The sequence below is a fragment of the Streptomyces sp. NPDC046805 genome, assembly GCF_040645355.1.
In the GTDB taxonomy this organism is placed as follows: Bacteria; Actinomycetota; Actinomycetes; order Streptomycetales; family Streptomycetaceae; genus Streptomyces.
In genome coordinates this window covers 15,416-29,601 of sequence record NZ_JBEYYC010000019.1, presented here as the reverse complement: position 1 = coordinate 29,601, position 14,186 = coordinate 15,416, and the positions used below count along the sequence as shown (strand labels likewise).

Annotated in this window: 11 protein-coding genes; 8 read left to right on the top strand and 3 right to left on the bottom strand. The window is 70.1% G+C overall.

Annotated elements, in window-relative coordinates; genetic code table 11:
* Nucleotides 1-81 precede the first annotated feature (81 nt).
* The 5 genes from ABZ910_RS21200 (at nucleotide 82) to ABZ910_RS21180 (ending at nucleotide 5,728) form a co-directional block, all read left to right on the top strand.
* Entirely contained in the window at nucleotides 82-774 is a 693-nt protein-coding gene (locus ABZ910_RS21200) for an ABC transporter ATP-binding protein (RefSeq protein WP_361367145.1), read from the top strand.
* A gap of 367 nt (nucleotides 775-1,141) precedes the next feature.
* On the top strand, nucleotides 1,142-3,805 hold the full coding sequence (locus ABZ910_RS21195; protein ID WP_361367142.1) for a sensor histidine kinase KdpD: 2,664 nt from the start codon (nucleotides 1,142-1,144) through the stop codon (nucleotides 3,803-3,805).
* A complete protein-coding gene (locus ABZ910_RS21190; RefSeq protein WP_361367140.1) occupies nucleotides 3,802-4,488 on the top strand; it encodes a response regulator in 687 nt (228 codons plus the stop codon). Before ABZ910_RS21195 ends, ABZ910_RS21190 begins: the two co-directional genes overlap by 4 nt.
* A gap of 94 nt (nucleotides 4,489-4,582) precedes the next feature.
* Nucleotides 4,583-4,981: an OB-fold nucleic acid binding domain-containing protein gene (locus ABZ910_RS21185; protein WP_361367137.1), complete on the top strand. Its 399-nt coding sequence runs from the start codon at nucleotides 4,583-4,585 to the stop codon at nucleotides 4,979-4,981.
* 3 nt (nucleotides 4,982-4,984) lie between these two features.
* A complete protein-coding gene (locus tag ABZ910_RS21180; protein ID WP_361367134.1) occupies nucleotides 4,985-5,728 on the top strand; it encodes a DUF3159 domain-containing protein in 744 nt (247 codons plus the stop codon).
* 127 nt (nucleotides 5,729-5,855) lie between these two features.
* On the opposite strand, the gene ABZ910_RS21175 is transcribed toward ABZ910_RS21180, so the two are convergent.
* From ABZ910_RS21175 to ABZ910_RS21165, 3 genes are all read right to left on the bottom strand, one after another.
* The gene (locus ABZ910_RS21175) at nucleotides 5,856-6,527 is read right to left on the bottom strand and encodes a TrkA family potassium uptake protein (RefSeq protein ID WP_361367131.1); all 672 of its coding nucleotides are present in this window, start codon (nucleotides 6,525-6,527) and stop codon (nucleotides 5,856-5,858) included.
* Entirely contained in the window at nucleotides 6,527-7,198 is a 672-nt protein-coding gene (locus tag ABZ910_RS21170; RefSeq protein WP_361367128.1) for a TrkA family potassium uptake protein, read from the bottom strand. Before ABZ910_RS21170 ends, ABZ910_RS21175 begins: the two co-directional genes overlap by 1 nt.
* A gap of 397 nt (nucleotides 7,199-7,595) precedes the next feature.
* A complete protein-coding gene (locus ABZ910_RS21165) occupies nucleotides 7,596-8,666 on the bottom strand; it encodes a S1 family peptidase (protein ID WP_361367126.1) in 1,071 nt (356 codons plus the stop codon).
* Nucleotides 8,667-9,289: 623 nt separating this feature from the next.
* On the opposite strand from ABZ910_RS21165, the gene ABZ910_RS21160 reads away from it, so the two are divergent.
* From ABZ910_RS21160 to ABZ910_RS21150, 3 genes are all read left to right on the top strand, one after another.
* Nucleotides 9,290-11,338, top strand: coding sequence for an APC family permease (locus ABZ910_RS21160; protein WP_361367123.1), 2,049 nt, complete (start codon nucleotides 9,290-9,292; stop codon nucleotides 11,336-11,338).
* Nucleotides 11,339-11,497: 159 nt separating this feature from the next.
* A complete protein-coding gene (locus ABZ910_RS21155; protein ID WP_361367121.1) occupies nucleotides 11,498-12,826 on the top strand; it encodes a class I SAM-dependent RNA methyltransferase in 1,329 nt (442 codons plus the stop codon).
* An 894-nt stretch (nucleotides 12,827-13,720) separates the two neighbouring features.
* A complete protein-coding gene (locus ABZ910_RS21150) occupies nucleotides 13,721-14,119 on the top strand; it encodes a CU044_2847 family protein (protein WP_361367118.1) in 399 nt (132 codons plus the stop codon).
* Nucleotides 14,120-14,186 lie beyond the last annotated feature (67 nt).

Here is a 14,186-nt window from a genome sequence, read left to right as displayed (position 1 = left end):
CCCGCTGTTTCGTCCGCCTCACCCCTTGGACGACCGGGCGCCCCGCGGCGATACTGGCGCCCGGTCGGCGGGGGAGGCTGCATGAGTCGAGTGAGCACCGAGACGATGGTGCGCGTCGAGGACATCCACAAGTCGTACGGTCATGGAGCCGGCGCCGTACATGCGCTGCGCGGGGTCTCCTTCGAGGTCCCACGCGGCGAACTGGTCGCTCTCAAGGGGCGCTCGGGATCCGGCAAGACCACGCTCCTGAACATCGTCGGCGGCCTGGACATGCCCGACCGAGGACGGACCACCGTAGACGGCCGGGACCTGACCGCACTCGGCGAGAGCGCCCTGCTGGAACTGCGCCGGGACCGGATCGGCTTCGTCTTCCAGTCCTTCGGCCTCATCCCGATCCTCACCGCCGCAGAGAACGTGGGCGTGCCGCTGCGGCTGCGCCGGGCCGACCCACGCGAGCGCGAGGAGCGGGTCGACCTGCTGCTGTCCCTGGTCGGCCTCGCCGACCACGCGGCCCAGCGCCCCGGCGAGCTGTCCGGCGGCCAGCAACAGCGCGTCGCCATCGCCCGCGCCCTGGCCAACCGCCCCGGCCTCCTCATAGCCGACGAGCCGACCGGCCAGCTGGACGCCGAGACCGGTCACGCCGTCATGGAGCTGCTGCGTGCCGTCGTACACAGCGAACGGGTCACCGCACTGGTGGCCACACACGACGCCACCCTCCTGGACCTGGCCGACCGAGTACTGGAGCTGAGCGACGGCGAAATCACAGAGCACTGACACACGCCCGTCAGCGCACCAACGTCATCTGTCCCCACGCGTCGGCCGCGAAGGAGCCGTAGGGGCGCGCCGGTGTCGAGACGGCATGGGGGCACCTCCCTGCTCGAACGCAGTTGAGAGCTTGGGGGAGCGCGGAGGCCCGAAGGGCTGAGCACGATCGCCGTCTCGACACCGGCTTTGGCGCCCCGTAGGCGAGAGAGCAATTAGGTGGGCCGCCCCGTAGGCGAGAGAGCAAAAAGGCCGAGCTCGCGAGCCGTCAGAACTCCGTCAAGGATGCCCCCTCACCAGCCCCTCCCGCCCTTCAAGCGGACCACTGCCCGTAAGGTCGACGCTGCGTAGGCGGCAGTCACCGGAAGACAATGGGGCCATGGCACGCGGCAAGCTTCGGATCTACCTCGGCGCGGCACCGGGCGTGGGCAAGACCTACGCGATGCTGGCCGAGGCGCACCGCCGGGTGGAGCGCGGCACCGACTGCGTGGTGGCCTACGTCGAGCACTACGACCGGCCCCGCACGGAGGTGCTCCTGCACGGCCTGGAGCAGGTCCCGCGCAGGGAACTGGACTACCGGGGCGCGGCGTTCACGGAGATGGACGTCGACGCCGTCCTCGCGCGCGGGCCGCAGGTCGCCCTGGTCGACGAGCTGGCGCACACCAACGTCCCCGGCTCCCGCAACGCCAAGCGCTGGCAGGACGTGGAGGAGCTGCTGACGGCCGGGATCGACGTGGTCTCGACGGTCAACATCCAGCACCTGGAGTCACTCGGCGACATCGTCGAGTCGATCACCGGTGTACGGCAGCGGGAGACCGTACCGGACGAGGTCGTACGCCGGGCCGACCAGATCGAGCTCGTCGACATGTCGCCCCAGTCCCTGCGGCGACGCATGGCGCACGGCAACATCTACCGCCCGGACAAGGTCGACGCGGCGCTGTCGAACTACTTCCGGCCGGGCAACCTGACCGCCCTGCGGGAGCTGGCGCTGCTGTGGGTGGCCGACCGGGTCGACGAGTACCTGCAGCAGTACCGCAGCGACCACCGCGTGTCCGCGATCTGGGGCTCGCGCGAGCGGATCGTCGTCGGACTGACCGGCGGTCCGGAGGGACGGACGCTGATCCGCCGGGCCGCGCGGCTGGCCGAGAAGGGCGCCGGCGGCGAGGTGCTCGCCGTCTACATCGCGCGCAGCGACGGCTTGACCTCTGCCTCGCCCAAGGAACTGGCCGTCCAGCGCACCCTCGTCGAGGACCTCGGCGGCACCTTCCACCACGTCATCGGCGACGACATACCCGCGGCCCTGCTGGACTTCGCGCGCGGGGTGAACGCCACCCAGATAGTCCTGGGCTCCTCCCGCCGCAAGCCCTGGCAGTACGTCTTCGGGCCGGGCGTCGGCGCGACGGTCGCCCGGGAGTCCGGGCCCGACCTCGACGTGCACATCGTCACCCACGGCGAGGTCGCCAAGGGGCGCGGGCTGCCCGTGTCCCGGGGGGCGCCGCTCGGCCGGGCCCGGCTCGTCTCGGGCTGGCTCGTGGGGCTGGCCGGCCCGGCGGTCATGGCGGTGGTGCTCAACAGCGTCGACCTGGGCCTCGCCAACGACATGCTGCTGTTCCTGTCCGTGACCGTCGCGGCGGCCCTGCTCGGCGGGCTCTTCCCCGCGCTGGCCGCGGCGGCCTTCGGCTCGCTGCTCCTGAACTACTTCTACACACCGCCCCTGCACCGGCTGACCATCGCCGACCCCAAGAACATCGTCGCGCTGGTGATCTTCGTCGGGGTCGCGGTGTCGGTGGCCTCGGTGGTCGACCTCGCGGCCCGGCGCACCCATCAGGCGGCCCGGCTGCGCGCCGAGTCGGAGATCCTCTCCTTCCTCGCCGGCAACGTGCTGCGCGGAGAGACAGGTCTGGAGGAGCTCCTCGAACGGGTCCGGGAGACCTTCGGCATGGAGTCGGCGGCCCTGCTGGAGCGGGCGGGCGACGTCGAACCGTGGACCTGTGCGGGCCGCGCGGGCCTCGGACGGACGCTGACGCGGCCCGAGGAGGCGGACGTCGACGTGCCGGTCGGGGACCACATGGCGCTCGCCCTGACGGGCCGGGTGCTGCCCGCCGAGGATCGCAGGGTGCTGGCCGCGTTCGCCGCCCAGGCCGCCGTCGTCCTGGACCGCCGAAGGCTCCGGGAGGAGGCCGACCGGGCCCGCGCCCTGGCCGAGGGCAACCGCATCCGCACCGCGCTGCTGGCCGCCGTCAGCCACGACCTGCGCACCCCGCTGGCCGGGATCAAGGCCGCGGTCTCCTCGCTGCGGTCGGACGACGTGGCGTGGTCCGAGGAGGATCAGGCGGAACTCCTGGCGGGCATCGAGGAGGGCGCCGACCGGCTCGACCACCTGGTCGGCAACCTGCTCGACATGTCCCGCCTGCACACCGGCACGGTCACCCCGATCGTCCGTGAGATCGACCTCGACGAGGTGGTCCCGATGGCGCTGGTCGGCGTGCCCGAGGACAGCGTGGGGCTGGACATCCGGGAGACGCTGCCCATGGTCGCCGTCGACCCGGGGCTGCTGGAGCGGTCGGTGGCCAACCTGGTGGAGAACGCCGTCAAGTACAGCCCGCCCGGCCGGCCCGTGCTGGTGTCCGCCAGCGCCATCGCCGACCGGGTCGAGGTGCGGATCGTGGACCGCGGGCCGGGCGTCCCCGACGACGCCAAGGACCGCATCTTCGAGCCCTTCCAGCGGTACGGCGACGCCCCGCGCGGCGCCGGTGTCGGCCTCGGTCTCGCGGTCGCCCGAGGCTTCGCCGAGGCCATGGGCGGCACCCTCAACGCCGAGGACACCCCCGGCGGCGGCCTCACCATGGTCCTCAGCCTCCGCGCGGCGGGATCACGCCCCGAGCCGCTCTCCAAGCCGCTCCCCGACGGGGAAACGGGAACGGCGGTAGGGCGAGACACAGCGGATCGAGACGCCGTACGACCGGGCGCCGTACGACCGGACGCCGTACAACCAGACTCACTACGACCGGACGCCGTACGACCGGAGAGGCAGGCTTCATGACCCGGGTGCTGGTGGTCGACGACGAGCCGCAGATCGTGCGGGCGCTCGTGATCAACCTCAAGGCGCGCAAGTACGAGGTCGACGCGGCCGCCGACGGCAGGACCGCGCTCGCGCTCGCGGCCTCCGGACACCCCGACGTGGTGGTCCTTGACCTGGGCCTGCCCGACATGGACGGCATCGAGGTGATCAGGGGGCTGCGCGGCTGGACCCGGGTGCCGATCCTGGTGCTGTCGGCCCGGCACTCCTCCGACGAGAAGGTCGAGGCGCTCGACGCGGGCGCCGACGATTACGTCACCAAGCCCTTCGGCATGGACGAACTGCTGGCCCGGCTGCGGGCCGCCGTGCGCCGGGCCGAGCCCGTCGGGGCCGGCGAGGACGACGTGACGACGGTGGAGACCGAGGGGTTCACGGTCGACCTGGCGGCCAAGAAGGTCACCCGCGGCGACAGGGACGTACGGCTGACCCCGACCGAGTGGCATCTCCTCGAGGTGCTGGTCCGCAACACGGGCCGGCTGGTCAGCCAGAAGCAGCTGCTGCAGGAGGTGTGGGGGCCGTCGTACGGGACCGAGACGAACTACCTGCGTGTGTACATGGCGCAGCTGCGCAGGAAGCTGGAGGCGGACCCCTCCCACCCGAAGCACTTCATCACCGAGCCGGGGATGGGCTACCGCTTCGAGCAGTGAGCGTTCGCGCCGAGAGCGTCGCAGTGAGCGCTTGCCGCAAGGGGTGCGGGCCCGTGGGTGCGTGGCCGTCGGCGCGCCCCGGTAGGCTTCCTGTATGGGTGCTGTTCCTCGTTCCGAAAAGCCGGCGGGCCGGTTCCGGCGCATGCTCGACCGGCTTTCCTCGTCCCAGACCGACCTGGAGTCCGAGGAGCTGAGGGAGGACGCCGAGACCGCCGGCTGTACCCGGATCGGTGACTGTCACGACCGCCAGATCGTCACGGTAACTGGTACGTTGCGCACGGTCACCCTGCGGCCGCGCGCCGGAGTCCCCGCCCTGGAGGCCGAGCTGTTCGACGGCTCCGCCGCGCTGGAGGTGGTGTGGCTCGGCAGGCGCTCCATCGTCGGGATAGAACCGGGGCGCAGGCTGATCGCATCGGGCCGGATCTCGATGAGCCGGGGCCGCCGCGTGCTGTTCAACCCCAAGTACGAACTGAGACCCCTCGGACGGGAGTAGCCGGTGACGTCAGTCGACAAGCCGACCCAAGACGCCCCTCAGCAGCACGAGTCCCGGGCGGTGACGGAGGCCGCGCTGTTCGAGGCGTTCGGCGGTGTCCGCGGCATGGTCGAGACGGTCCTGCCCGGCCTCCTCTTCGTCAGCATCTTCACGATCACCAAGGACCTGCACTGGTCGGCGATCGCCGCGCTCGGTGTCTCGCTGCTCATGGTCGCGGTCCGGCTGGTGATGAAGGACACCATGAAGCACGCCTTCAGCGGTGTCTTCGGGGTCGCCTTCGGCGTGATCTTCGCGATGTTCACGGGCAACGCCAAGGACTTCTACCTCCCCGGCATGCTCTACACGCTCGGCCTGGCCCTGGCGTACATCATCACGACGCTGGCCGGCGTCCCACTGATCGGCCTCATCCTCGGCCCGGTCTTCAAGGAGAACCTCTCCTGGCGCACTCGTAACCCGGGCCGTAAGAAGGCGTACGCCAAGGCGAGTTGGGCCTGGGGCCTGATCCTGCTCGCCAAGTGCGCGATCCTCTTCCCGCTGTACTGGTGGGCCGACACCACGCAGCTCGGCTGGGTCCTCGTGACCCTGAAGATCCCGCCGTTCCTGCTGGCCGTCTGGCTGACCTGGGTCTTCCTGGCGAAGGCGCCCGCGCCGATCGACGTGTTCGCGGAGATGGAGGCCGAGGAGCGGGCCGAGAAGGCCGCCGCCGAAGCGGCAGCGGACGGCGGACGGCACCGCCGGGGCGCGTAGCCGACCACCGGGCCCGAGGACGCGTCCCACGCTCCTCCGCGACCTCCTGTACGAGCTCCTCCTGTACGACGATGGGGGCGCCCCGGGTTTCCGGGGCGCCCCCATCGTCGTCACTGCGGGGAGACGGTCAGCCGTCCTGCCGCCGTACCGACAGCAGATCCTCCAGCTGCTCCTCGCGGGCCTGGGCGGCCACGAACAGCAGCTCGTCACCCGGCTCCAGGGAGTCCTCCTTGGAGGGGGTCAGGACGCGGGTGCCGCGGATGATGGTGACCAGCGAGGTGTCCTCGGGCCACTCCACGTCGCCGACCTGGGTGCCGGCCAGGGCCGACTCCTCGGGCAGGGTCAGCTCGACGAGGTTGGCGTCGCCGTGGCTGAAGCGGAGCAGCCGGACCAGGTCGCCGACGCTCACCGCCTCCTCGACCAGGGCGGACATCAGGCGCGGGGTGGAGACGGCCACGTCCACGCCCCAGGCCTCGTTGAACAGCCACTCGTTCTTGGGGTTGTTGACGCGGGCGACGACGCGCGGAACGCCGTACTCCGTCTTGGCGAGCAGCGACACGACCAGGTTGACCTTGTCGTCGCCGGTGGCGGCGATGACGACGTTGCAGCGCTGCAGCGCCGCCTCGTCCAGGGACGTGATCTCGCAGGCGTCGGCCAGCAGCCACTCCGCCTGGGGGACGCGCTCGACCGAGATGGCGGTCGGCGCCTTGTCGATCAGCAGGACCTCGTGGCCGTTCTCCAGCAGCTCGCCCGCGATCGAGCGGCCGACTGCGCCGGCACCGGCAATGGCGACCCTCATCAGTGACCGCCCTCCTCTTCGGGACCCCCGGCGAACGCCGCCTCGACCTTCTCGACGTCGTCCGTCCGCATCATCACGTGCACCAGGTCGCCCTCCTGAAGCACCGTCTGGGACGTGGGCACGATGGCCTCGCCCAGGCGGGTCAGGAACGCCACGCGGACGCCCGTCTCGTCCTGCAACTTGCTGATCTTGTGGCCGACCCACTGGGGCGAGGCGTGCACCTCGGCGAGCTGGACGCCGCCGGTGGGGTCGCGCCACAGCGGCTCGGCGCCCGAGGGCAGCAGCCGGCGCAGCATCTGGTCGGCGGTCCAGCGGACCGTCGCCACGGTGGGGATGCCCAGGCGCTGGTAGACCTCGGCGCGGCGGGGGTCGTAGATGCGGGCCGCGACGTTCTCCACACCGAACATCTCGCGGGCCACGCGCGCGGAGATGATGTTCGAGTTGTCGCCGCTCGAGACGGCGGCGAAGGCGCCGGCGTCCTCGATGCCCGCCTCGCGCAGGGTGTCCTGGTCGAAGCCGATGCCGGTGACCCGGCGGCCGCCGAATCCCGGGCCCAGCCTGCGGAAGGCGGTGGGGTCCCGGTCGATCACGGCGACCGTGTGACCCTGTTGCTCCAGGGTCTGGGCGAGAGCGGAACCCACTCTCCCGCAGCCCATGATGACGATATGCATGGCCTCACACCGCGCTTCCGGCAGGCCGTTTGGCCTGCCTAAATGTCGTGCTCATGTCCCTCTCTCGGCTCGCCGGGCAACACCCTGCGGCCTGTGTGGGCCGCCAGGCACCATCATGCCGGTGAATCATCATGCCGTTGATCCCGGTCGTGATCCCGCTGTGGCCATGCTGTCGCCCTCGTTTGCCTGCGTCCAACGTATCGGCAATGCCGCCTCGGACGGCGAGGGGGGCTCGCCTGCATTGATGACGGGGGAGACACATGGATGAGCCCCACCGGTCGGACCGGCGGGGCTCGGGCCACACGCTTCCGTGCTGGTAGTACATGCTGACGCCGTGCACGTCAGTACATGCTCACTCTGTACGCGTGCCCTCAGTACACGCTCAGCTCTGTACGCGTCAGTACACGCTGACGCCGTACGCGCTGAGCGCCTCGGTCACCGGCTGGAAGAAGGTCGTACCGCCGGAGGTGCAGTTGCCGCTGCCGCCGGAGGTCAGGCCGATCGCCTTGGTGCCGTCGAACAGGGAGCCGCCGGAGTCGCCGGGCTCGGCGCAGACGTTGGTCTGGATGAGGCCGTAGACGATCTCACCGTTGCCGTAGTTGACCGTGGCGTTGAGAGCCTGGACGGTGCCGCCGTGGACGCCGGTGGTCGAACCGCTGCGCTTGACGCTCTCACCCACGAACGCGTTGGCGGCGCTGGTGATGTCCTGGCTGGTGCCGTTGTAGAGGTTGACCGTGCCGGGATGCGTGATGCCGGTGTTGTCGTAGCTGACGATGCCGTAGTCGTTGGTCGGGAACTGCGAGTCGAGGGTTGCCCCGATGTAGGTGGTGAGGCTGGAGTTCGAGTACCAGCCCGGGAAGCCCTGGGTGCAGTGGCCCGCCGTCAGGAAGTAGTAGTTGACGCCGTCGGTGACGTTGAAGCCGACGGAGCAGCGCCAGCCGGCGTCGGCGTAGATCGCGGTGCCGCCGTTGAGCAGCTTCCGGAAGGTGCCGTTCACGTGGTTGAAGGTGACCGCCTTGCCGTAGGAGGCGGTGGCGGACTTCAGCTTGGCGAGCTCGGCGCGCGAGACGCGGCTGTCGGTGCTCACGACCAGGGTGTCGGTCTTGGGGTTCACCGCCCAGGCGCTGCCGGCGATGTCGGCGGTCTTGACGGCGTCGCCGGCCTTGGCGAGGCGCGCGGAGCTGTAGGTGACGAGCTTCGGTACGGCGCCGGCCTCACGGACGGCCTGTGCCGCCTTCTGCGTGGTGACGTTCACCACCGCGGTGTGGGCCTTGGAGTCGTAGTACGAACCGGCGGTCGAGGCGGTGCCGAGGCTCTTGACCACGGCTGCGGCGTCGGACGAGGGCGAGGTCTTGGCCGAGGGGCTGGCCTGGGCAGTGGGGACGGTGAGCACTGCCGCGGCGAACAGCGCGGACGCGGTGACGGTCAGTCTGGCGCGTCGGGCTCTGGCGGAGGTCTGAGTACGCACTCGCTGGCTCCTCTGGGTGTGGGGAGGCCTATCGGGGGTGGCAGGGCACGACAAGTCGGTGAACTCGTCGTGCCCCTGACAAGCGCAGAATGAAGTATTCCGACCCCGGTGCGTGACCGGCAAGTAGCCGGAGGCAAGAATTTACGCGCGTAACATTCAGGTCCGGACCAGGTCGGTGCCAGGTCCGAACCAACGCCGGGGCAGCTCAACGGCCGTACGCCGTAAAAGAGTTGCCGCACTCCGGCGCCCGCGTGCCTACGCGGCTGTGCGCCCGCGTGCCCGTGGAGGCGGCCGCGCGCTCCGGCGGGCCGGGCGTCGTGATCAGCGGCGTGTGATGCTGCGCACGCTGTACATGGTCAGGATTCCGAGGCCGATGAGGCTGACCGCGGCGCCGATCAGCTCTGCGGGCGCGGGCATGGGACCTCCTGGGTGTGGCGACAGGCACGAGTGTGCGGTTTCTGGGGCGGGGTCTGCCATCTAGGCACGAACACCGCGCCGAGCGCGGAATCCGTCGTCGCAATCGCCCCAGAGTTCACTCGTGAGGCAGATCCGGGGTGGGTTGCCTCACGAGGGGCAGGGGGAGGGTGGGCGGCAGCCAGTTCGAACCCTTACGATCCTCTGTCGTGTCCAAACTGACCGACGTGCCCAAACGGATCCTGATCGGGCGCGCTCTGCGCAGCGACCGGCTGGGTGAAACGCTCCTGCCGAAGCGCATCGCACTCCCCGTCTTCGCCTCCGACCCGCTGTCCTCCGTCGCCTACGCGCCTGGTGAGGTCCTGCTGGTCCTGTCCATCGCGGGCGTGTCGGCGTACCACTTCAGCCCCTGGATCGCGGTCGCGGTCGTCGTGCTGATGTTCACCGTGGTCGCCTCCTACCGGCAGAACGTGCACGCCTACCCCAGCGGTGGCGGCGACTACGAGGTCGCGACCACGAACCTCGGCCCCAAGGCGGGCCTGACGGTGGCCAGCGCCCTGCTCGTCGACTACGTCCTCACCGTCGCCGTCTCCATCTCCTCCGGCATCGAGAACCTGGGCTCGGCGGTCCCGTTCGTCGTCGAGCACAAGGTGCTCTGCGCGGTGGCGGTGATAGTGCTGCTGACGCTGATGAACCTGCGCGGCGTGAAGGAGTCCGGCTCGCTGTTCGCGATCCCGACGTACGTCTTCGTCGCCGGCGTCTTCATCATGATCGCGTGGGGTGCGTTCCGCGGCCTGGTCCTCGGCGACACCATGCGCGCGCCGACCGCCGACTTCCACATCAGAGCCGAGCACCAGGGCCTCGCGGGCTTCGCGCTGGTCTTCCTCCTCCTGCGCGCCTTCTCCTCCGGCTGTGCCGCGCTCACCGGCGTCGAGGCGATCTCCAACGGCGTCCCCGCCTTCCGCAAGCCCAAGTCGAAGAACGCGGCGACCACGCTGGCCATGATGGGCCTGCTGGCCGTGACGATGTTCTGCGGCATCATCGCCCTCGCGATGACCACCAAGGTCCGCATGGCCGAGAACCCGGCCACCGACCTCATGCAGGGCGGCAGCCCGATCGGCCCCGGCTACGTCCAGAACCCGGTCATCTCCCAGGTCGCCGAGGCCGTCTTCGGCAAGGGCAGCTTCCTGTTCGTCGTGCTCGCGGCGGCGACGGCCCTGGTCCTCTTCCTGGCCGCCAACACCGCCTACAACGGCTTCCCGCTGCTCGGCTCGATCCTGGCCCAGGACCGCTACCTCCCGCGCCAGCTGCACACCCGCGGCGACCGCCTCGCCTTCTCCAACGGCATCGTGCTGCTCGCGGGCACCGCGGCCCTGCTGGTCGTCATCTACGGCGCCGACTCGACGCGCCTGATCCAGCTGTACATCGTCGGCGTGTTCGTGTCCTTCACGCTCAGCCAGACCGGCATGGTCCGGCACTGGAACCGCCACCTGGCCACGGAGACGGACCCGGCCAAGCGCAGCCACATGATCCGCTCCCGCGCGATCAACGCCTTCGGCGCCTTCTTCACCGGCCTGGTGCTGGTCGTCGTCCTCGTCACCAAGTTCACGCACGGTGCCTGGGTCGCCCTGCTCGGCATGTGCATCTTCTACGCGACGATGACGGCGATCCGCCGCCACTACGACCGCGTCGCTGAGGAGATCGCGGCTCCCGAGAGCCCGAGCGACGACAGCGTGCGGCCGTCCCGGGTGCACTCCGTCGTCCTGATCTCCAAGATCCACCGCCCCGCCCTGCGCGCCCTGGCCTACGCCAAGCTGATGCGCTCGGACACCCTGGAGGCGCTCACCGTCAACGTCGATCCGGCGGAGACGAAGGCGCTGCGCGAGGAGTGGGAGCGGCGCGGCATCGACGTACCGCTGAAGGTGCTCGACTCGCCGTACCGCGAGATCACACGACCGGTCGTCGAGTACGTGAAGAACCTGCGCAAGCAGTCCCCGCGCGACGCCGTCTCGGTGATCATCCCCGAATACGTGGTCGGCCACTGGTACGAGCACCTGCTGCACAACCAGAGCGCCCTGCGCCTCAAGGGCCGCCTGCTGTTCCTGCCGGGCGTCATGGTGACCTCGGTGCCGTACCAGCTCCAGTCCTCCGAGGCGGCCCGGGACCGGGCCCGCAAGCGGCAGGACTGGAGCGCACCGGGCGCCGTCCGGCGCGGTCCGGCGGTGGACCGGCCGAAGACGCCGGCCGCCAAGGACTGAGCCGCGGGGACTGGGGGTGCCCCGCGCGGGGATTGACCCGCGCGGGGAGGCCGTAGACTGGTGGGCTGTTGTCAGGCCCACCGGCTGCGGCCGTCCGGCGGCCTCACCGGCTGCGGCCTTTGCCCTTTCCCGACCTTCCCGATCTGGAGTCACCCCACCATGCAGGCAGAACCGACGAAGTCTCTGGTGGGCGAGGAGTACGAGGTCGAGATCGGCCCCGTCGCCCACGGCGGCCACTGCATCGCCCGTACGTCCGAGGGCCAGGTGCTGTTCGTCCGGCACGCGCTGCCTGGCGAGCGGGTCGTGGCCCGGGTGACGGAGGGCGAGGAGGGCGCGCGCTTCCTGCGCGCGGACGCGGTCGAGATCCTGGACGCCTCCAAGGACCGCGTCGAGGCCCCCTGCCCCTTCGCCGGCCCCGGCCGCTGCGGCGGCTGCGACTGGCAGCACGCCAAGCCGGGAGCGCAGCGCCGCCTGAAGGCGGACGTGATCGCCGAGCAGCTCCAGCGCCTCGCGGGCCTCACGCCCGAGGAGGCCGGCTGGGACGGCACGGTGATGCCGGCCGAGGGCGACAAGCTGCCGGCCGGACAGGTCCCGAAGTGGCGCACCCGCGTCCAGTACGCCGTCGACGCCGAGGGCCACGCCGGACTGCGCCGCCACCGCTCGCACGAGGTGGAGCGGATCGACCACTGCATGATCGCCGCCGAGGGCGTCGACGAGCTGGGCATCGAGAGGCGCGACTGGTCCGGCATGGACTCGGTCGAGGCGATCACGGCGACCGGTTCCCAGGACCGCCAGGTCATCCTGACCCCACGCCCGGGCGCCCGCCTGCCGATCGTCGAGCTCGACAAGCCGGTCTCGGTCATGCGGGTCGGCGAGAAGGACGGCGGCGTGCACCGCGTCCACGGCCGCCCCTTCGTCCGCGAGCGGGCGGACGGCCGTACGTACCGCGTCGGCAGCGGCGGCTTCTGGCAGGTCCACCCGAAGGCGGCGGACACCCTGGTGACGGCGGTCATGCAGGGCCTCCTGCCCCGCAAGGGCGAGACCGCCCTCGACCTCTACTGCGGCGTGGGCCTCTTCGCGGGCGCACTCGCCGACCGCCTCGGCGAGAAGGGCGCGGTCCTCGGCATCGAGTCCGGCAAGCGGGCGGTGGAGGACGCGCGCCACAACCTCGCGGACTTCCCGCGCGTCCGCATCGAACAGGGCAAGGTCGAGTCCGTCCTCCCGCGCACCGGCATCACCGAGGTCGACCTCATCGTCCTCGACCCGCCCCGCGCGGGCGCCGGCAAGAAGACGGTCGAACACCTCGCGTCCCTGGAGGCCCGCCGCATCGCCTACGTGGCATGCGACCCGGCAGCGCTGGCAAGGGACTTGGGGTACTTCCGGGAGAACGGGTACCGGGTGCGGACGCTGCGGGCGTTCGACCTGTTCCCGATGACACATCACGTGGAGTGCGTGGCTGTTCTTGAGCCTGCTGAAAGGGGCCTCTGAGCTGAGGTTTTCATAAGGGCAGGGAAGCTCGACCTGTTCCTCGATGAATAGCAGGTAGAGCACGTCGAGCTTCTCTGATGCCGCTCCGGAGAACGGGCCCAGCTGCGTCTTTGTTTGGTGTGCGCCATGAAGAGGGCACTTCCTACGACGAGCCGAAGGCAGCTGGCCCGCTTTTTCTTGACGCTCATGTGATGCTATTTGCTATTTCTGATGCTGCGTCATGTTAGGTTCCGACCGTCCACGATTGCGGATTGCTTGTTCGCTCCTGAAGCCGGATGCGGTGCGAACTTCGTGAAAGTGCCGGCCCGCACGAGTCATCCGAGGTATGTCGGACACCGAGTCTCGGTGGCGTCGGTGGGCTGCGTACTGCCAGGCTGGTCGTAGCGTCGGGTCGACTGTTCGGCGATCGAGGAGTTGGGCTGTGACCGGGACGGCTCTGGGGAGCAAGGTTGGTCGCGGGGCGGTATCTGTCAACCGAGCTACTGGGCCGATGCGGAATGGGGGTCGTGTGGCGGGCGTCCGACGAGTTGATCGGACGTGGGGTCTCCGTGCGCCTCACGCGCCACGGCGTGGCCGGCTCCACCGGGTACGTGGCCCGGAGTTGTTCGGCGTCCGGCCGGGCTTACCGATCCGGGCGGCGGTGGAGCAACGGGAGTCACTTGGGAGTCCCACCCGAACCATCGCCCGATCGTGCCCCGGCCACGCCGTCCCAGACCACCGACTCATGGCGGTGGCCAACGGCGGATGAACCAGGACTGCGCTTGCCTCAGGGCGAGGAGGTCGTGTGGCAGCGGACAGCGCGGGCCGAACCTCTCGTACCCACCCCACGCAGGCAGCCGTGGACTGTTGTGGCATTCCTGCCCACGTGACCGGGCTGTCGGACAAGATGTGTTCATGCCTGAGTCTCTTGAAGTCGAGTTAGCGGGAGCGGTGTTGCGGCTGGAGTTGTCCGATGCCGGGGAGCCTGCTTCGGATGCCGGCCTGGTCGAGGAGGGCGAATACCGGCCGGATCTTCCGGAGGGCTTCGGCACGGTGACGCCCGTGTCCGCCCGGCGCGGTCGCGCCGTGGTGCTTGCCGCAGAGGGTTTGCGGCTCATGCTCAGCCCGCTGGGGCCGCTGCTCGAGGAGGTGCACCGTTCGGTCACCAGGGTTGCCGACCCACCCCAGCAGCTCTCGGTCACGTTCGGAATCCAGGTGGGGCAGGACCTCAAGCTGGGCATTGTAGGTGTGAACGGCCATGCCACGATGACGGTTTCGGCCACCTGGGACGTCGACGACACCCGAAGGGACTGATGGATGGGGTGGTTCCGCCGATCGGGGGACATCGCGCCGACCTTGGTATCGGTGTTGAATGCAGGAG

What these genes read in the sequence shown, in the direction of transcription:
- ABZ910_RS21195 (WP_361367142.1), top strand. Translation starts at nt 1,142, where the DNA reads ATGGCACGCGGCAAGCTTCGGATCTACCTCGGCGCGGCACCGGGCGTG.
- ABZ910_RS21150 (WP_361367118.1), top strand. Translation starts at nt 13,721, where the DNA reads ATGCCTGAGTCTCTTGAAGTCGAGTTAGCGGGAGCGGTGTTGCGGCTG.
- ABZ910_RS21175 (WP_361367131.1), bottom strand. Translation starts at nt 6,527, where the DNA reads ATGAGGGTCGCCATTGCCGGTGCCGGCGCAGTCGGCCGCTCGATCGCG.
- ABZ910_RS21170 (WP_361367128.1), bottom strand. Translation starts at nt 7,198, where the DNA reads ATGCATATCGTCATCATGGGCTGCGGGAGAGTGGGTTCCGCTCTCGCC.
- ABZ910_RS21185 (WP_361367137.1), top strand. Translation starts at nt 4,583, where the DNA reads ATGGGTGCTGTTCCTCGTTCCGAAAAGCCGGCGGGCCGGTTCCGGCGC.
- ABZ910_RS21200 (WP_361367145.1), top strand. Translation starts at nt 82, where the DNA reads ATGAGTCGAGTGAGCACCGAGACGATGGTGCGCGTCGAGGACATCCAC.
- ABZ910_RS21190 (WP_361367140.1), top strand. Translation starts at nt 3,802, where the DNA reads ATGACCCGGGTGCTGGTGGTCGACGACGAGCCGCAGATCGTGCGGGCG.
- ABZ910_RS21155 (WP_361367121.1), top strand. Translation starts at nt 11,498, where the DNA reads ATGCAGGCAGAACCGACGAAGTCTCTGGTGGGCGAGGAGTACGAGGTC.